This is a genomic window from Flavobacterium sp. ARAG 55.4, assembly GCF_051846875.1.
GTDB lineage: Bacteria > Bacteroidota > Bacteroidia > Flavobacteriales > Flavobacteriaceae > Flavobacterium > Flavobacterium plantiphilum.
In genome coordinates, this window is the sequence record NZ_JBPYCT010000024.1 from 1 (window position 1) to 18843 (window position 18843).

Below are 18843 nucleotides of genomic sequence, written 5' to 3' on the forward strand. Positions count from 1 at the left end.
ATGGTGGGAAAATGATAATCCACTTCTACACGTCCCATAAGCAAGTAACAGCCACCGCCCTGAAACGGATATTCTTTCAGGCTGTCTGTGAAATGCGCCGTGTCGAAAAATGCCCCATCAGCATCAATCCAGGTACCAAAATACATTGTGCCCCTTTTAGTAGGAACATGTTTTCTGGACACTAAGTAAGCCAGCATACGAACCGTTTTTTTATGAAAATTCGCTAATTCTTTTGCCATCACATCCCCTCGAAATTTGGTTTTGAGCAGATCAAAGGGCGAGCAGGATACGGGAAAACTTAATAGTTCAATCTCATCAAAAGCGTCCTCAAAGAACGAGCGTTCTAATACAGGCAGCTGATATTCTCTGACCGCTTCCTGAATCAGCATCAGGTTTCTGTTTTCGGGTTTAAAATTGACCAGTATCAATCGGGCAATTACTAATAACTGATTTTTGGTTTTTCCTGTAAAACGAAAAGCACCAATAAAAATCAAAATCTGAATGCCTTCAATACCAATTGGAATGCGATTAATAAAATCTTCTAACGATTTAAAAACACCATTTTTCTCCCGTTCTTGTTGTATTTGCAAAGCTGTTTTCGATTCCAGTCCCTGCAACAGCATCAACCCTAAATAGACATCCGTACCATAGACAGCGGTTTCAAATTCACTCTTATTCACACAAGGATTGTGTATTGTAGCTCCAGACATTCGTGCCTCATGAACATAGACTTCGGTTCGGTAAAAACCGCCCTGATTGTTGATGACCGCCACCATGAATTCAATCGGATAATATACTTTGAGGTACAAACTTTGATAGCTTTCTACAGCATATGAAGCAGAATGTGCTTTGCAAAAAGAATAGCCGGCAAAAGATTCAATCTGACGGTATATTTCTTCAGAAAGTTTTAATGGATGTCCTTTCTGAGCACAACAGTTAAAGAAATTATCCTTTACTTTCTGTAAGGCCTCTTTAGATCGTCCCTTCCCAGACATTGCCCGACGCAAAATATCCCCATCTGCAGCAGCTAATCCTCCATAATGCAAAGCTATTTTGATTACATCTTCCTGATACACCATAATGCCGTAGGTTTCGCCCAGTTGCTGCTCAAACACCGGGTGAAAATATTCGAATTCGGTAGGGTGATTGTGGCGAAAGATATATTCTTTCATCATCCCGGACTGGGCTACCCCGGGACGAATGATTGAAGAAGCGGCGACCAGTGTTTTATAATTGTCACACTTTAACCTGCGTAAAAGACCACGCATGGCAGGACTTTCAATATAAAAGCAGCCAATTGTTTTTCCTAAAGCCAAAAATGCATTACAGCGTAGCTCATTCTTTGAAAGGGAAGTATCACGAATATTGAGACTAATCCCCCGGTTTTTTTTAATCAGTTTGACACTATCATCTATATGACCAATTCCTCTTTGGCTCAAAATATCAAATTTTTCCAAACCGATATCTTCGGCAATATGCATATCAAAAAGCGGGGTGTAATCGGTTATAGGTTCTTCAGAAATCAGAATACCACAGGAATGCATACTCCTTTGGTTGGGGTATTTTTCAAGCAGCATACCAAAGTGCTGAACCTGTTTCACGATTTGATTACCAGCGTGTAAATTCATGGGGTTTTTAGCCAGTATGTCCAGTTCTTCTTTAGGTAAACCAAAAACTTTGCCTACCTCGCGAAAGATCGATTTATATTTGAATTCCACATTGGTACCACAAAAGGCAACGTGTTCCGCACCATAGCGGGAGAATATATATTGGAGAATGCAGTCCCTTTCTTTCCAGCTCCAGTCAATATCGAAATCGGGTGGACTTTTTCGATTCAGGTTTAAAAAACGTTCAAAATACAGATCCAGTTCTAAGGGACAGATATCGGTGATTCCAAGACAGTAAGCCACAATACTGTTGGCACCGCTGCCGCGGCCAATATGCATAAATCCCTGGCTGTTACTATATCGGATAATATCCCAGGTGATTAAAAAATAACCACTGAATTGCAATTGGTCGATTACTTTTAATTCTTTTGCAATGCGTGTTTTTGCTTCAACATGATCTTTACCATACCGCCATACAAGCCCCTGTTCAGCAAGAGTAGACAATAGCATAAGATCACTTGCGCTGTCATTGGTATAAAATTTTTTATTCTTAGGAGAACTAAAATCAAATACAAAATTGCAATCCTGAATGATTTTCTCGGTGTTTTTGATGATTTTGGGATAATACTCATAGCATTTCAAAATCCGCCCGGCGGAAACCATAATTTCAGAATTCCTGCAATAATCAGAAGGAGTTAGTTTCGATAAGATGCAATTCAGATCAATAGCCCGAAGAATTTTATGCAATTCAAATTCTTCCTTTGTTCGAAAGCTTACCGGTTGCAGGACGACCATTTTTTGCTGTTTGTCTTTCCATTCTGACAAAATAAGTTTTTGTAATTGTTCAGGACGAATACCAATATACTCATGCTCTTTTAAAAACGGCGGGACATTTTCTAATGGATAAATAACAAAAACAGATTCAAAATTGGGTGCTGCCAAAGGCAATGAAGTTCCGTCAAAATTATGTTGGGTCAGGAAGCGGTTCATTTCCGCCAGTCCATTAGTATTTTTAGCCAGTCCGATGAACCTTAATCGTTGTTCTGAGCGAAATTCCATACCTACAAGGGGCTTTATACCTGCAGCATCACAGCCTTTAATAAAATCGTAAATTCCCGTTACAGTATTGATATCCGTTAACGCCATAGCAGTAACCCCACAGCTAACTGCCTGTGTAATTAATTCCTCCAGGGGGATTGTTCCATAACGTAAAGAATGGAACGAATGACAGTTGAGGTACATGGAATTAGGATTTACGCTTTAAAATTTCATTTTTATTGTTGGGTTTGAAGGAAGCTCCTGCACAGCGCATCACGGCATCAAAACCGTAGCGTGTTTTCATTTTATCCATAGCGGCGTATAGCGCAAGCATTTCTCCGGTATCCTCGAATAAATCAATCTGATAGCTCCCCCGAACGAGTCCGCTAAATCGGATTCCAATGAGTCGAAGCCGCATTCTGCGTTGGTATAATTTATCAAATAAATCCGTAACGATTTTCGTCAAAATATGATCAGCAGAGGTATATTGTACCCTGCATTGTTTGGTTTCCGTATCAAAATTGGCATATCGAATTTTAATCACTACAGTAGAGGTAAGCCATTCTTCTGAGCGCAACTGAAAAGCCAGTTTTTCCACCATCCCCAGTAATAATCTTTTAAGTTTCGGAATATCAATAGTATCCTGTGTAAAAGTATGCTCCGTCGATATAGATTTTCTTTCAGAGTAAGGTTCCACAGGATTGTTGTCAATTCCATTGGCTTTTTTCCACAGTTCTATACCGTTTTTTCCAATCATTTGTTGCAAGACTTCGACCGGCATTTCAGAGAGCGTTTGAATGGTCCGGATACCGATTCGGGATAGAAGCTGAAAGGTTTTATCACCTACCATTGGAATTTTCTGAATGGATAAGGGGTTTAAAAAAGGCCGTACCAAATGTTGTGGTATTTCCAGGTTTTGCTTTTGTTTTCCCTCACCAGTCCCAATTTTAGAAACGGTTTTGTTAACGGATAAAGCAAAGGTTAGGGGTAAACCTGTTTCTTTTGTAATAGTCCCAGCCAGTTCATTTGTCCATTTGTAGCAGCCGTAAAATTGATCCATGCCAGTGATATCCAAATAAAACTCATCAATACTGGCTTTCTCCACTACAGGTGCGTTTTGTTGAATAATCTCGGTAATAGTATGCGAGAATTGGGAATACAATTCCATATCACCTTTTATTACTTTGGCCTGTGGACAAAGTCTAAGTGCCATAGCAATAGGCATAGCAGAGCGTACGCCAAATTTGCGGGCTTCATAGGAGCAGGAAGCCACAACGCCCCGATCGCCACCGCCAATAATTAGTGGAATACCATTTAATGCAGCATTACTCAATCTTTCGCAGGAAACAAAAAACGTATTCATGTCGATATGTACAATTGCTCTTCCCATAGTCGTCTCATTTTATACCAGACAAAATTAGTACATATTGTAACAAAAATATTTACATTTGTAGTTACAAATTGTAACAAAATAATTATGTCGTTATTTTCGGATAATATCAGAACATTAAGAGTACGAGATAAAATTTCACAGGAAAAATTAGCTGAGCAATTGAAAATTACCAGGGGCAGGTATGTGAAATATGAGGACGGTACTTCGGAAGCACCTTATGATATTTTAAAAAAAATAGCCTTATATTTTCACATCAGTATTGATTTATTGCTTTCTGTTGACATCCGGAAAATTGATATTCAAGATTTAATTAAATTGGAAAACAATAGGTTGTTATTGCCCATACAGATTGATCATAGTGGTGATAATATTATTGAAATAGTCACTGAAAGAGCGAAGGCCGGTTACCTGAGTGGTTATGCAGATCCCGAATATATTGAAAGTCTGCAACAGATTTCCTTGCCATTCCTAGGTTCGGGAAAATATCGGGGATTTCCTGTTGAAGGAGATTCCATGCCCCCACATGAGGAAGGGGCTATCATTGTGGGGCGTTATGTAGAAAATATAGGTGAAGTAGTGGACGGGAGAACCTACATTTTAATTACGAAAAATCAAGGTATGGTGTATAAGCGCTTGAATAAAAATAAAAAAAACACTTTGGTTTTAGAATCCGATAACACCTATTATCCTAATTTTGAAGTTAAATTTTCTGAAATTCTAGAAATCTGGGAATACCAATGTAATATAGGAAGAACAGATAGCAAACAACCCCTTACGGAAATGGACAGTTTGAAGGATCTTTTGTTGGATTTGAAAAGAGAGGTTGCTGAAATTCGAAGATAAAAAGTGAAATAGTTTTGGCTCAAAGTTTTGTATATTACTATGATGTAATAAAACTTCTTACAAAATAAAACCTTCCATTTACAAAGCTACGTTAAAAAAATGCAGCAATTGCAACAAAGAAAAAAGCAAAAATAATTGTAACAACAACAAGCGAATACGCCAGTACAATTGGGTACTGGATTTACTTTTGTTGAATATTTTTTGTTTAAATAGAATAATTAGAAAGAGGATTTATGTATTTTATTGAAATTTTAATTTCTCTAAAAGATCATTGAAATAGTGTTCTCCCCAAATTTCAAGAACTTGATCATCTTTTATAAAAGGAGTAACATCCTTTTTTATATTGTCAAATGATACAGTTTTAAATTTTTCCCGAAGCATCACAAGGACATCCTCCTGTGTTAAGCTTTCTTTTGTCCAGTCTCCTGTATCTTTTGCCCGTAAAGCAAAATGCTGTAAGTCGAGAGGAATTCCTTTTTTAATATACCATTCCAAATCATACCAATCCCTTCCTTTAACCCGATTTTTCCATTTTCGAAACAAAATTGCATGCATTTTACCGGCAAATAAGCTAGGCTTGCTAAAACACTTTACATAAAAAGAGAATGGTTGGGTTATCAGCTTGTTTTCGGTGGTAAACCCAAGAGGAGGGCGGCGATCTACTTCTATTTTAATTTTCATCGTCCTATTAGTAGATTGTATACCCGCTTGCTTTACAATATCCTCCAGTATCAATTCTTTCCATTCGGTTTCAGACTTTAGAAAAGCCGAATCAATATTTGTTTTTTCTTTCTTTTCCTTCTCTCGAATGCTCACCTGCATACCGATAGCATTAAACTCAGTTACTATAGCGTTGAAATAAGGTTCAAGAGAAAACTCAGGGTTTGATTCCAGCAAGGAAAAATCGAGATCTTCAGAAAAGCGATCCAATCCATAAAATATCCTTAAAGCTGTTCCTCCGTAAAAAGCTGCTTTTTCAAAGAAATCAGTTCTGGAAAGGCCTGCCAGTGTAACTTCCTGCATAATCTCCCTCAGGGCTGAGAGTACCTCCTCGGTGTTTTTGGGGTTATATTCCTTAATCCATTCTTTAATCATAATTTCTCTAATGTTTTTATAAGCATTCTTAGACTTTGTTTTTTTGGAGCATCCTCAATCCAGGATTTCATCTCTTTAAGATTGAATTTACGGAGCCATTGTGGATCTATTCGTAGGTCATCCAATAAAAAATTACGTGTGTGGGAGGGACTTCGTAAAGAAAGTCCAGAGGTAGTAATTATTTTGTCGCATAAGGCTTTTTCAGGAGATGCTATAAGTGCTAGCTGTCCTGTTGCTAATTCGATGCTTTTAATTCCAAAGCTGTAATAAGGGGCAGGGATTGAACGGTAGCTGAATCTTCCTATAGGAGTTTTATATTTTTTGGAACTTTTTATAGTAATAGAACTTACCTCATATACCCGTTCAGGGATAATACCCCAGTAAGACATAGCCGATTCAAGAGATACATAGCTCGGTCCCCATAAATGATTTGCAATTAGGAATGGTTCGGGAACTGTTAAATCGGTTCGTACTCCAGCGATATAAAGCCCTTTTTTTAATGGAATTAGTTCTCCTCTTTTAATCAGTTCGCTAATCTTGTCATTGGGTCTCTTATAATCTTTAAGTATATCAAGCAGGACTTGTCTGTTCAGCGGGACAGTACTAAATGATCTAATTGAATATTTGAAATCCATTTTTGTTAAAATATTTAGCTAAAATCGGAAATTTTCCGATTTAAAGCAAATTTTATTACATTTTTTGGTCTTTATACGCAGTTATAATCGGAAATATTCCGATTATAGGTAGCATATAGAACAGTATTAATATTATATTGGGTATAAAAGTTTCTTATAGAGAGCTAATTTCCGAAGCTTTAAAATTCATCTGCGGTTCTAATCAGGATAGTTATTGTATTGCCAATTTGTTTTTATGTTGGATGTTTTAACAAAAAAATTACTTAGTTGATATTTGTAGGTTTATTATTGTATTTAAAGTTAAGTTTTTATATTTGTTTTGAAAACAAAAAACTAGTAGTAAAGTGTTTATTGTAAAGAGTTTAGGATTGGTTGTGGGTTTAGCCTGATGGAGCCAAATTTAGATTACAATAGTATAAAAAAAGCCTGTTTAGCATCCCTATTGGCTACTTATCAGTTTTTAGTTTAAAATGGAATTAATGTCTTTTTAAAGTAAATTTTTAAGAAGTAAAAGCATGGAAAGCCTATTAAATAAGAGTCCGAAGACAGCATTAGAACAATATTTTTCAAAATTCAGAGCGAATATTATAGGAGTAGATCATCAGTTTTTGTCGGCATATGGGATACAAAACCTGCTTTATGCTGATTGGATTGCCAGTGGTAGATTGTATGCTCTAATTGAAGATATACTGCGTAATGGAGTGGGACCAATGATTGCCAATACCCATTCCTTTTCGAGTGAAACAGGAAAGGCGACTACTTATGGGTATCAGCATGCCAGAGACTTGATCAAAAAGCATCTAAATGCCAATAATCAAGATGTTTTAGTTACAACAGGAACAGGAATGACGGCCGCTTTATCAAAGTTACAAAGAATTATGGGCTTGCGTTCCAGCGATAAACTAGCTGGAGTTTCTCAGAACAAGGAGGAAAAACCAGTAGTATTCATTACCCATATGGAGCATCATTCCAATCAGGTTCCCTGGTACGAGACCACGGCAGATATTGTCATTTTGCCGGCAGATGAAAATAATTTGGTTGATCCTAAAATATTATCCAATGCCTTAGTAAAATATGCCAATAGAAAAGTAAAAATTGGTTCGTTTACCGCTTGTTCCAATGTTACAGGAATTATTACCCCATATTATGAATTAGCCAAAATTATGCATCAGCACAAGGGTTTTTGTTTTGTTGATTTTGCGGCTTCTGCACCCTATGTAAAAATAGATATGCATCCAGAGGATCCAGAACAACAGCTAGATGCCATTTTCTTTTCGCCACATAAATTTTTAGGAGGCCCAGGAAGCTGTGGTGTTTTAGTTTTTAACGAAAAATTATACCATGCAAATGCCCCCGATTCTCCTGGCGGAGGAAATGTAAAATGGACCAATCCTTGGGGAGCCTATGCGTACAATGAGGCTTTGGAAATAAAAGAAGATGGAGGAACACCAGGATTTTTGCAGGTTATTCGAACGGCTTTATGTTTTGAACTGAAAGCCAAAATGGGCGTGGAGAACATACAAAAACGCGAAGCGGAATTAGTACAGCTTTGTTTTGATAGGTTTCAAAAAATAGAAGCAGTTTCCGTTTTGGGAGACACTAAAGTAGATAGAATAGGCTGTGTTTCTTTTATGATTGAAAATGTTCATTATAATTTAGTTGTTCGACTTTTAAACGACCGTTTCGGAATTCAGGTTCGCGGAGGATGGTCTTGCGCAAGTACTTATGCTCATTATCTTTTGGGAATTGATGAAAAAAATTCAGCAATAATCTCAAAAGGAATTAGTAATCAAGATTTGCGTCATAAACCGGGATGGGTACGATTGTCTCTGCATCCAACGATGACTAACGAAGAGGTTTTATTTATCTGTGATGCGATTCAGCAAGTCAGTTATAATTATAAAGACTGGCAAAAAGATTATCGTTACAACCCCATTAACAATGAATTTGAAAATTTTTTAAAAAAGGAAACTATCGCTGAAGATGTGAAAGAATGGTTTCTATTAGATTAGAAAGTACAGACTACCAGTGGAACTCGCAAAGTGAGTTTACTAATTGACTCATTGTGATTTTCCAGAACCTTTTTTTATATTACAGAACGATACTGATTTTAACAAATGATTGTAGGCAATAGTAGAAAGATCATCGAATTTGAAATCATAGATATACATCGAAAACCCCTTTTCGATATGCTGCTTGATGTAATTATTTATAATGGCATAACTCTTACCGGATCCTGGTGTGCCCAATACAATGGAGGCTCTGAAAGGGTTTACCACATTAATCCATCCCTCATTCCATTTGCCTTTATAATAAAACTTGGTGGGAAGATTGACAGAATATTCATTTTTCATCAGTTTCGTTTCTTGCATGAAACTTTCGTTCTCGTTATTGAATACATCGTCCATCAGATTAGTGCGAAGCAAACGACTAATCCAAACTCCAGCCATCATTAAAGCGATATAGCCCAGTGAGGTTGTTAGTATGTATAAAGAAGTTGCCATTACTGTTGACAATTTTAACAATGGACTATTGAGAAAGAAAAGGATAAAACCGATAATTAAGGCGGTAGAGATTTTAGTCCAGGTGATGTTTTCATTTTTAACACCTTTAGTTCCTAAACAGCTCAACGCAAGTAAGACTACAGCAAAGAGCTTGGAATATAAGGTATAAGAAAATAAATTGGCTGTCCGTTGGAAATTGCCTAGTATCTTATTAATGATTGGTAAAGTCCAACCTCGTTCTAAAAAGAACCCATAACAAAACCAATAAAAGTGCATCAATACTAGTAGAATGCTTACTGCACGCATAAAAGCCATTATTTTGGCCAGTCCTCTTAAATCGTCTTCTCCTTGCATTTTTCAATGGATTTAATGTTATTAATGAATTTAGAACAAAGTAGATTCTTTAGCAGAATAAGGGATTAGATGGTTATTAGTGGCACTATTTGACTACTTGAAGACGGAAAGAAAGTCTATTTTTAGTTGCCTTTTTTTCTGCGTTTTTTCTTTTTCTTCATCTGGTTAGAAAAGGTATGTTCTTCGTAATTTTCTCCTTGTGCTTCGGGTAATAGTCCTCCAAACGCTTCAATTAATCCAAAATTATCATTGTGAAACACAGTTTGCTTCTTGTCAAGAAAATCAAAAAGTTCATGAGGTTGTTCTGTTTCTTTTTCCGGATTATTTTTTACTGCGGATGATGAAGGAGAGGGATTATTCAGAATACTTTCTTGGTGTTTTTCAATCACTTCATTTTTCCACCAATCATTAAAAACGTTGGCTGAAAGATTTTTACCCAATTGTGATCCGTTCCAAATAGTACGGGACTCATGGTCTATAAAAGTCATCCCATAAATACGTCCTTTGTCGTTTCGGCGTACAACGATATTAATTCCTTGTTCCAGTAATTGTTTTTTAAATTCTGTTTCACCGCTAGCGGTATGTAGGGCTATTTCAATAGTGTTTTTTAGTATCGTTTTTCCCTTAGATAGATTCATCTTTTCTTTCGAATCCTCGAAATGTTTCTGTAATTTTTCCAGTCCTGCATGTTTACCAAAAAGAGAAGCCTTAAACGGATTACTTACTTTTTCTCCTTGCTGATTCAAGGCGAAATAAACCAATCCTTGTTTAGACTGACCCTGTAATTCTCCTTTTACTTCTTCTGCGGTAATATTAAAAAGAGAAAGTAAGGCATTGTAAGTACCTAAACCTTGATATTGGTAATATTTGGGTAAATGTCGAACTACCGAGGCTATTTGGCTTTTTACATTCGCTGCCTTGTAGTCAATTGGTCTGAATAGTTCCTCTTTTGGATTACGAGATTTTTCCGTTGCAGGTATTAGTTTGTATTCTTGTTCCAATGCACGGCAGGCATCCATAGAACGTAATTTTTCATAGTTACCGGATAGTTTTTTACCGTTGCGATCTACACAGGTTGATACAATATGAATGTGAGTTCGTTCAATATCGGTATGTTTAAAGACTACATAACCCTGATCTCCATAACCCATGCGTTCCATATAATCTTTCGCTATTTGTTTGAAATCTTCATCACTCACTTGGTCTCTCGGATCAGGGTTGAGAGAAATATGTAACACGGGGTTTTCTGTTCGCTTGTTTGCAATCAGATAAGGTTCAAATGAGTGATAGAATTGAGCAATAGTATGATTTCCATTGATTGTTTCTCTTATTCTATGCGTTACCAATATTGCTCCGTTTTCCTGATCAACTTTAAGCTGATTATAGGAAAGTGCACCCATCATATTTGCTCCACGACCAATCTTTGCTATCATTTTTTCTCATTTTTAATCAAATGTTTTGCTTCAAATTCTTCCGTTAACTTAATAATCTCGTGACATAATTGTGCTAATTCCGCTGTATGTTTTTCCAGTTTAAAGAGATAAGCAGCAGCTTTCTTTTCGGAAAAATTGCGATATAATAGCTTCACAATTTGATTGTAATTCACACCAACAGCTCGAAACTGACCAAATAAAGTGGTTAATCTCATATAGTAATCCATTGCAGCCATATCTATTTTTACGGTTTTTATCTGTTTTTCAAATAGAATAGAAGTAATAAAATGGGCTTTATTATCTGCTCCCGAAGCTTCAAAAAGTGAAAGGAATTTAGCATTTTCCTTATCCGTCAAACGAAATACATAACGGTGAATGCTCGGATTCTTTTTAGGATTCCTGCCACCTTTGTGCTGTTTTTTGTTTTCTGGGTTATCCATCATCAATCCATTTATAATTTTTTAGAAAACGCCGACTTTGGAGGGTGTTTTTAGCTCCGCCGCGGCGGACAAGTTGTTTTGAGGCACGGAATTCATTTCGAGTGCCTCAAAACACAACTTGCTCTGTTCTGTCGAACAGATAATCCGTCCGCCTGTCGGCGAATCCGGATTGAATAAAGCAGGGAAAAAAACGGCTTAAGGCCGTTTAGGTTGTTACTCAAATATTGATTAGCTCCTTCCATTAATTCATCTGGTTATTGTTTTTTAAAAAGTAAAATATTGAAGGAGAAATAATTGTACGGAGTAGGATTGCCAAAAATCGCCAGTAAATGCCAAACATTGCCAGGTTAATAAAAGTGGAATATAGCTGTATTTCTTTGTACTTAGAAACAGATATAAGGCTATAAGTAGCTATGTAGGTAACAACATAATTACATCAGTACTCACTTAGCTAAATACAGCTGTACAGTTGTAAAAGAATAGCTATTGAAATAATTAAATAGGTAGTTGTGCAGACACAAATGCAATTACATAATGAAGTAAGTCTGCCGGTAGCATTTGACAGCTATACATACAGACATAAGATTGTATTCAAGCACATAAATAGATTGCAGGGTATTTAGTTACTCAACTCTGTACTTAACGACAAACACACATAGGAACTGAAGTATTTCCATAAATAATTAAAAACAGTTAAAAGATGAATTCAAAACACAAAACAGTATTTATTGCCTTTTCTTCTCAAAAAGGCGGTGTTGGTAAAAGTACCTTTACAACATTACTTGCAAGTACGCTACATTATCGATTGGGCTACAATGTGGCTGTATTTGATGCCGATTTTCCACAGCACAGTTTGATGAAAATGAAATCCCGTGATCTGGCAATGGTCATGGAAAATGAACATTTGAAAAAGTTGGCGTACAAACAATTTACCACCATCAATAAAAAAGCCTATCCCATTATGCAACTCAAAGCCGAAAGTGTATTGGAAGCGGCTCAGGAATTTTTGAATACTTCTTCTGTAGCTGTTGATGTGGTATTCTTTGACCTGCCCGGAACCGTGAACACTCCGGGTATTTTGAAAGCATTGGCAGGAATGCACCACATTTTTAGACCTATTACCGCTGATCGTGTGGTAATGGAAAGCACACTGATTTTTACACAGCTTTTGCAGGATGTGATTATGAAAAAAGGGGAAACTTCAATCGAAACTATTAATCTGTTTTGGAATCAAGTGGATGGGAGGGAAAGCACCCCTTTATATGAAATTTATAACCAACTTATGGAACAATTGGGATTGAGTTTGATGCACAGTCAAATCAAGAACAGTACCCGTTTTCGCAAAGAAAGTGAAGTGAATAGCAAAACTGTATTTCGTTCTACCGTTATGCCTCCAGATGAACGTTTGATGAAAGCTTGTCAGTTGGATCAGTTTGTCAATGAATTTTTAAAAATCATTCAATTATAAGGTTATGGAAAAAGATAATAAAAGAAAAGTTTCTCCCGAAATTAACGAGGAGTTGATGATGAACCTGATGGTTGATGGTATTAAAAAGGATGGTTTACAGCTTCCTCCAGAATCTGTGAATTCCGTTTTTAAATTTGAAAGTGAAACATAAAAAAGTAAATTATGGATCCAGCATTGGTTTTAAGTATACTGGCTTTGCTAAGTGGTTTTGCTCTTCGTTATTGGATTAACAGAAGAAAGTTTTACCGAAGAAGTCCTTTGGGTGCAGAAGGTTTTTCGAGTTATGAAAAATCAGTCGTTATCTCTTTTTTGGAACGTATTGGAAAATGGATTGCTTATATTCTAATTATTTTTGGACTTTTGTTATATTGGAGCTATTCAAGACAAAAGAAAGAAAAAGAAAAGGAAGTTCCAATTGAAATCCAAAATCTAAAATAAAAACAAGAAAAAGGAGGATGGTGAATATCCTTACGCAAAAATACCGCAAGCTTTTTGGTGAAATGTGAGGATTCACATTTTACCAAAGGGCTTGTACCTTTTCTCAGTAAAAAGACTTTCCCGACCCTCGGAAGGGAGTGTCTTTTTACGCTGATTTGTATTGTTAATCAGGATAAATTATAGACTTAATGAATTGATATAAGCTTTTAGAACAATGTCATCAATAAATACAGCGGCGTTCTTTTGCTTCTCCTATGTTTGTATTATATAATCTAAGTGAAGAAGGGCGAGAGCAGATTTTGCTTTAAATAGCCTTACGGTATATTCAAGAAAAGAGATTGCCTCCTCTTCTTTAACCTTTTAGAATCTGAACAGAATGTAAGGAATTTGCTCATTATAATGAGTCTTATAGCCAGTATATCCAGTCAGGAGAAAAGATGAAGAAAGGTTATCACTTACCTAAACCAGATAAGATGAAGGTATTATTAAAGCAGACAGTTGGAATTGATGTTGCGAAAATGAATTAGTTGTATCTCTTGGTAGAATGGATGAGCAGATCAGCATAGAAGTTTATGCTTATAAAGTATTTCCCAATACTAAAAAAGGATTTTCAAGCCTTGTATCATGGGTAAATAAGCAGACATCAAATACAACAGAGGTACGGTACGTAATGGAGGCAACAGGGGTTTACCATGAATCCTTGGCATATTATTTATGTAGTATTCAAAAACAAGTCAGTATCGTTTTACCAAATAAAATCAGTAATTATGCGAGAACACTTGATATAAAAACCATAACTGATAAGAGCGCTTCACAAGCCATTGCGAGATTTGGTTTGGAAAGGAAGTTGGATGTTTGGCTACCTCCTTTAAAAATATTTAATGATCTGAGGCAGCTTTGTCGGGAACGTGAGCAGTTGGTACAGGAGAGAACAATGTTAAAAAATCAACTACATGCAGAACGTACTTCTGCAACATCAAGTGAAAACTCAGTGCAACGAACTAAAAAAAGAATAGCTCTTATTGATTTGCAGGAAAAGGAGATAAGAGAAGAAATTGCTGTACTTATCAAAGGAGATCAAACTCTAGTGGAAAAGATGAAAATGGTATGTTCTATTCCCGGAATTGGAAATCTAACTGCTGTAACGATTATAGCAGAAACCAATGGATTCGAGTTAATAAAGAATAAAAGACAGTTGGTTAGTTATGCAGGATTAGATGTCAGAGAAAAGACATCTGGAACCTCAGTGAAATCCAAACCTCGAATCTCCAAGCGGGGTAATAGGAATTTAAGAAAGGTAATGCACTTTCCAGCATTAGCTGCAATTAGGACTGATGAAAGGTTCAAAGATATTTTCTTACGATTGGTTTCAAGACATGGTATCAAAATGGAGGCTATAGTTGCCATCCAAAGAAAACTGCTAGAATTGACTTTTATCTTATGGAAAAACAATTCTTATTATAATTCAGAACACCAGTATCAAATCATTCCGTTTCAGTAAGTAACGGTATAAATAAGGGGAAGCATAATTCTCCACCGATAATTTGTTTAAGAGGATAGTTTTAGCTTATACCCTCCGCACCATTTTTGCGTTTACTCAAATCTAGTATTTAACCTTAGTATAAAGACTGGAATTCATAAAAAAAACATCGAAAACCATCGAAAAAACCCGATAGCTTTCGATGTAAACTTAAATATACCAATATTACTTATTAGTCATTACTTTGTAGGTAGGATCTTCGATAATATTCACATCTATGACTGTTTCAGCATTTTTTAGTAACTGTCTGCAATCTTGGCTTAAATGACGTAAATGTAGTTTTTTACCTTCCTTGTGATACTTTTCCGTAATTTTATTCAAGGCTTCAATTGCGGACATATCTACAACTTTGCTTTCCTTGAAATCTATTATCACCTCATCGGGATCGTTTACAACATCAAATTTTTCGGTAAATGCCATAGCAGAGCCAAAGAACAGCGGACCAAAAATTTCGTAATGCTTTACACCATCTTCATCTACATACTTTCTTGCACGAATACGTTTGGCACTTTCCCAGGCAAATACAAGAGCTGAAATAACTACACCTATCAAAACGGCTAAAGCTAAGTTGTGTAATAGTACAGTTATAACTGCTACCAGCATACCAATAAAAATATCGTGTCGAGGCATTTTATTAATAATTCGAAAGCTGACCCACTCAAATGTGCCTATAGCTACCATCATCATCACCCCGACTAATGCCGCCATTGGAATTTGCTCGATTACAGGACCTGCAACCAGAATGATCAATAAGATTGCTATAGCTGCAACTATTGCAGAAAGTCTGGCTCTCCCTCCAGCTCCGACATTCACTAAAGTCTGGGCAACCATTGCACATCCACCCATTCCTCCGAAGAAACCGTTGGTGATATTTGCTATACCCTGTGCGGCAGCCTCACGGTTAGATTGCCCTTTTGTGCTGGTTATTTCATCAACCATATTCAATGTTAGCAGACTTTCAATCAATCCAACTCCTGCCATTACTAAGGCATAAGGGAAAATAATTTTCAATGTTTCCAGACTAAAAGGAATAGCAGGGATATGAAATGAAGGCAAAGAACCTCCTACAGAGGCGATATCAATTACTTTTTTAGTATCGATACCGAAAAAATATACAATTCCAAAGACAACTATTATTGCTACTAAAGATGCAGGAACCGCCTTTGTGAATTTTGGCTATATAAATACGATGGCTATAGTTAATAATGTCAATCCTGCCATCAGAAAAAGTGCCGAACCTTGCATCCAACCTTCAATCCCGTTTTCAACAACTTTAAATTGAGCTACCTGTGCCATAAAAATTATTACTGCAAGACCGTTTAAGAAACCATACATTACCGGTTGTGGGATCAAGCGGACAAATTTACCCAGCTTAAATATTCCTACTGAAAATTGCAGTACACCTGCTAATATAACCGCAGCAAAAAGATATTCCACGCCGTGTGATGCAGCTAATGCGATAAGTACGACTACCGTTGCTCCAGCACCTCCGGAGACCATTCCGGGTCTACCTCCTAAGATTGCGGTCACAATGCCCATCAAAAATGCTGCGTAAAGTCCTGTCAATGGGGAAAGCCCCGCCAGAATTGCAAAGGATAAAGACTCAGGTATCATGGTCATGGCTACTGCAAGACCAGCAAGAATTTCGTTTTTGTAATTAATTTTCTGTTTGAAATCAAACAAATTGATAATTTTCTGCATAAAGATTATGTTTAAAGATGTAAAAATGTAAATAGAAAAGTATGTACACGAAAGCAAAACCTTCGAGTACAACAGAGAAGCCAATAAATTAAAATTGGGAAATATAACAGTTAGCCTAAGATCAAGGCGGAGTAACTTGGGACGATATTTGTACTGTTCTTTTCATTAAGTGGTGCAAAAGTACAATTTATAGTTGTTGTACACAATTTAACACGAAATAAAACTAAAAAAAATTGTTTTATAACACAGAATCTTTTCTTTGGTCGCAGATGTGGAAAGAAAAGAAGTCAGATAAATCAAATATTGAGGATAGTGAATATCCTCACGCAAAAATACCGCAAGCTTTTTGGTAAATGGGAGCATTTGCATTTTGCCAAAGTGCTTGCTTCTTTTTTTTACTGCAAAAAGACTTTCCCGAACTTCGGAAGGGAGTGTCTTTTTGCAGCCCGCCCCAATAATTATAGGGGTTGGTTTAGTTAACAGGAATGGGTTGCGACCTAAAATCTTTCAAATTGAGAAAAAAGCCTCTATTCTGTGTCAATCCGTTGCGAAACAAACCCCATAAAAGAGAGCATCCCATTTGTGTTAGTGCAGAATTGATATATAAATCTTGTTTTTCTAATGCTTCAGCAAGGGAGCAACTGGGTGTGTCATCTATAGCTTCAGATTGCTTTAACAGTTCGGCAAATTCTTCGGTCACAAATGGTAAATTAGTTACAGTTTCATATTTCTCGGAATTGGGTTGTTTTATATTCCCAATAGTAGAAAGTATTACTTGTCCAGTAAGTTGGCTATTGCCAAAATCCATCCAATATAGGGGACGGTTGGAATATGCTCTGCTGTAGCTTAGCCGTTGCAAAATATCAGCAATTTCTAAACGAGACTTTACACTGTCTACACAACTAATGAAAATATTGGCACTAGCGTTTTCGGGCAATCTGTCTAAACTGTCTTTTTCAAATTTTATCGTTTCTGCTTTCCAGTTTGTACCCGACCAACGATTGGCACGGTTTATTAAGGCTACTGATTTATACAATCCCGTTTCACATTCGGCAAAACGCTGTCTGCCTAAATTGGCTTCCGTTATACTATCATCATCCCACAAGCGAACGCTCAAACCTGAATGCCCCAAAGTAATAAGGCTATGGTTCATTTCAATTAAAGCCGTTAGTACTTTTGAACCTGTTCCACCCGCACCGATAAGATTTACCGATATTGGGTTTGTGGGATTTATTAAATAGTTGTCTGTAAAATGGACTTTTGTTTTTTCTATATTCATTGCAATACATCTTTTATGGTTTTCTTACTGTTTATTAATACTTCTTTTGGGAAAACTTTGTTGGTATTTATAAGACTTTCCCAAAGTGTTACACAGTTTCCCTTTATCGGGTTATAATCGGGCATCAGATGGCTGAAATAACTATTAAAAAAGTAATGTTCCCATGCGCTGGTAAACGCTTCCAATAAAGCAATTTTCTTTATTTGAATATCCACAGTACCCATGCACACATTCCCATTTTCGTGAACATTGAAAAATGGAGCATTGTATAGTTTGGTATTTTCGTTAGGTCTTCGGTTACTTCCCAAAGCAAAAATCGAAAGGCTATTTTTGTTTGCAATCCATAACATGGCAGGAACGTTGGCGAATCCTTTCGGAATTCCCAAACTTTCTGTAAAATACAATTCTCTTTGTATCGCTTTGGTAAACCAAATTACTTTATTATTGCTGCTGTCAATGTGTAAAATACTATTGCTCATTATTCCCTCAGATTTCAAACAAGGTTCTTTTTGTTCTTTTGTTGTTTTCAATGCCTTTGCCAGTTGGCTTGCTTCTCTTACTGTCAAAGGGTGGGCATTAATGGGATTGCCATTTTTGTCCATATCAAAATGTTCTACATAAGTAGCAGAGTTTATTCCTTTGGTTTGATAGAATACCAATGCTGATATAGGATGGTATAGCTTTCCAAAATTCGCTGTAATGTCTTTCATAAGGATTATTTTAAAAGTTATTCAGGATGTATATTAATTCTTCGATAAGGGCAAATAACCGATTCTCAAAATCGAGATTTTTTTTGGTTATGTCACTTCCGTCAAAACGTTTAAGAACACAAGGTTCTTCTATTTCTACGTATTCTTGTAATTCACTATTTACACATTGAATAATATTTTTCATTCAACCAACCTTTTCCATCAGCATAAAAAGATATGTAGTAATCCATTGTTAAAATGTTATCTGTTTCTTCTTCTTCTTCTTCTTCTTCTTCTTCTTCGCTAGGTCTTGCATTTCGAAATACATTTTCATTTGGATATTGCTCTAAAAGGGCATAGGCTTCTTGAGCTAATTTTAAACAATC

Annotated in this window: 14 protein-coding genes and 3 pseudogenes; 6 read left to right on the forward strand and 11 right to left on the reverse strand. The window is 36.4% G+C overall.

The window, feature by feature from the left end; translation table 11 throughout:
* Window positions 1–2849 (reverse strand): DNA polymerase III subunit alpha (locus ACSV4D_RS17670; protein WP_439229312.1); only part of this gene is annotated, 2849 nt, incomplete at its 3' end.
* Window positions 2850–2853: 4 nt separating this feature from the next.
* Window positions 2854–4035 (reverse strand): DNA polymerase IV, encoded by a 1182-nt coding sequence (gene dinB / locus ACSV4D_RS17675; RefSeq protein ID WP_439229313.1) that lies wholly within the window; start codon window positions 4033–4035, stop codon window positions 2854–2856.
* A gap of 87 nt (window positions 4036–4122) precedes the next feature.
* Between dinB and ACSV4D_RS17680 the strand changes: the two genes are divergently transcribed.
* On the forward strand, window positions 4123–4881 hold the full coding sequence (locus ACSV4D_RS17680) for an XRE family transcriptional regulator (RefSeq protein WP_439229314.1): 759 nt from the start codon (window positions 4123–4125) through the stop codon (window positions 4879–4881).
* 240 nt (window positions 4882–5121) lie between these two features.
* On the opposite strand, the gene ACSV4D_RS17685 is transcribed toward ACSV4D_RS17680, so the two are convergent.
* Together ACSV4D_RS17685 and ACSV4D_RS17690 are read right to left on the reverse strand one after the other, a co-directional pair.
* Complete coding sequence (locus ACSV4D_RS17685) at window positions 5122–5976, reverse strand: nucleotidyl transferase AbiEii/AbiGii toxin family protein (RefSeq protein ID WP_439229315.1); 855 nt, start codon at window positions 5974–5976, stop codon at window positions 5122–5124.
* Complete coding sequence (locus tag ACSV4D_RS17690) at window positions 5973–6611, reverse strand: type IV toxin-antitoxin system AbiEi family antitoxin domain-containing protein (protein ID WP_439229316.1); 639 nt, start codon at window positions 6609–6611, stop codon at window positions 5973–5975. Before ACSV4D_RS17690 ends, ACSV4D_RS17685 begins: the two co-directional genes overlap by 4 nt.
* A gap of 515 nt (window positions 6612–7126) precedes the next feature.
* On the opposite strand from ACSV4D_RS17690, the gene ACSV4D_RS17695 reads away from it, so the two are divergent.
* On the forward strand, window positions 7127–8623 hold the full coding sequence (locus ACSV4D_RS17695; RefSeq protein ID WP_439229317.1) for an aminotransferase class V-fold PLP-dependent enzyme: 1497 nt from the start codon (window positions 7127–7129) through the stop codon (window positions 8621–8623).
* Between the two features lie 96 nt (window positions 8624–8719).
* On the opposite strand, the pseudogene ACSV4D_RS17700 reads toward ACSV4D_RS17695, so the two are convergent.
* From ACSV4D_RS17700 to mobA, 3 genes and pseudogenes are all read right to left on the reverse strand, one after another.
* A pseudogene (locus tag ACSV4D_RS17700) lies at window positions 8720–9469 on the reverse strand (YWFCY domain-containing protein); the annotation flags it as partial.
* A gap of 122 nt (window positions 9470–9591) precedes the next feature.
* Window positions 9592–10902 carry a conjugal transfer protein MobB gene (gene mobB / locus ACSV4D_RS17705; protein WP_439229318.1) on the reverse strand — a complete coding sequence of 437 codons (1311 nt, stop codon included), beginning with the start codon at window positions 10900–10902 and terminating at the stop codon, window positions 9592–9594.
* On the reverse strand, window positions 10899–11342 hold the full coding sequence (gene mobA / locus ACSV4D_RS17710; protein ID WP_439229319.1) for a conjugal transfer protein MobA: 444 nt from the start codon (window positions 11340–11342) through the stop codon (window positions 10899–10901). The genes mobB and mobA overlap by 4 nt, the downstream gene beginning before the upstream one ends.
* 700 nt (window positions 11343–12042) lie before the next feature.
* On the opposite strand from mobA, the gene ACSV4D_RS17715 reads away from it, so the two are divergent.
* From ACSV4D_RS17715 to ACSV4D_RS17730, 4 genes are all read left to right on the forward strand, one after another.
* Window positions 12043–12810, forward strand: a complete 768-nt coding sequence (locus tag ACSV4D_RS17715; protein WP_439229320.1) for a ParA family protein — start codon at window positions 12043–12045, stop codon at window positions 12808–12810.
* A gap of 4 nt (window positions 12811–12814) precedes the next feature.
* Entirely contained in the window at window positions 12815–12961 is a 147-nt protein-coding gene (locus tag ACSV4D_RS17720; protein ID WP_439229321.1) for a hypothetical protein, read from the forward strand.
* 11 nt (window positions 12962–12972) lie between these two features.
* Complete coding sequence (locus ACSV4D_RS17725; protein WP_439229322.1) at window positions 12973–13248, forward strand: molybdenum ABC transporter permease; 276 nt, start codon at window positions 12973–12975, stop codon at window positions 13246–13248.
* Window positions 13249–13792: 544 nt separating this feature from the next.
* Window positions 13793–14749, forward strand: coding sequence for an IS110 family transposase (locus tag ACSV4D_RS17730; RefSeq protein ID WP_439229323.1), 957 nt, complete (start codon window positions 13793–13795; stop codon window positions 14747–14749).
* A gap of 204 nt (window positions 14750–14953) precedes the next feature.
* Here ACSV4D_RS17730 and ACSV4D_RS17735 read toward each other — a convergent pair.
* The 4 genes and pseudogenes from ACSV4D_RS17735 to ACSV4D_RS17750 all read right to left on the reverse strand — a co-directional run.
* Window positions 14954–16489, reverse strand: a pseudogene (locus ACSV4D_RS17735) (SulP family inorganic anion transporter).
* Between the two features lie 472 nt (window positions 16490–16961).
* Window positions 16962–17768 carry a PRTRC system ThiF family protein gene (locus ACSV4D_RS17740; protein ID WP_439229324.1) on the reverse strand — a complete coding sequence of 269 codons (807 nt, stop codon included), beginning with the start codon at window positions 17766–17768 and terminating at the stop codon, window positions 16962–16964.
* Window positions 17765–18478 (reverse strand): PRTRC system protein B, encoded by a 714-nt coding sequence (locus ACSV4D_RS17745; RefSeq protein ID WP_439229325.1) that lies wholly within the window; start codon window positions 18476–18478, stop codon window positions 17765–17767. The genes ACSV4D_RS17740 and ACSV4D_RS17745 overlap by 4 nt, the downstream gene beginning before the upstream one ends.
* 155 nt (window positions 18479–18633) lie before the next feature.
* A pseudogene (locus ACSV4D_RS17750) lies at window positions 18634–18843 on the reverse strand (hypothetical protein); the annotation flags it as partial.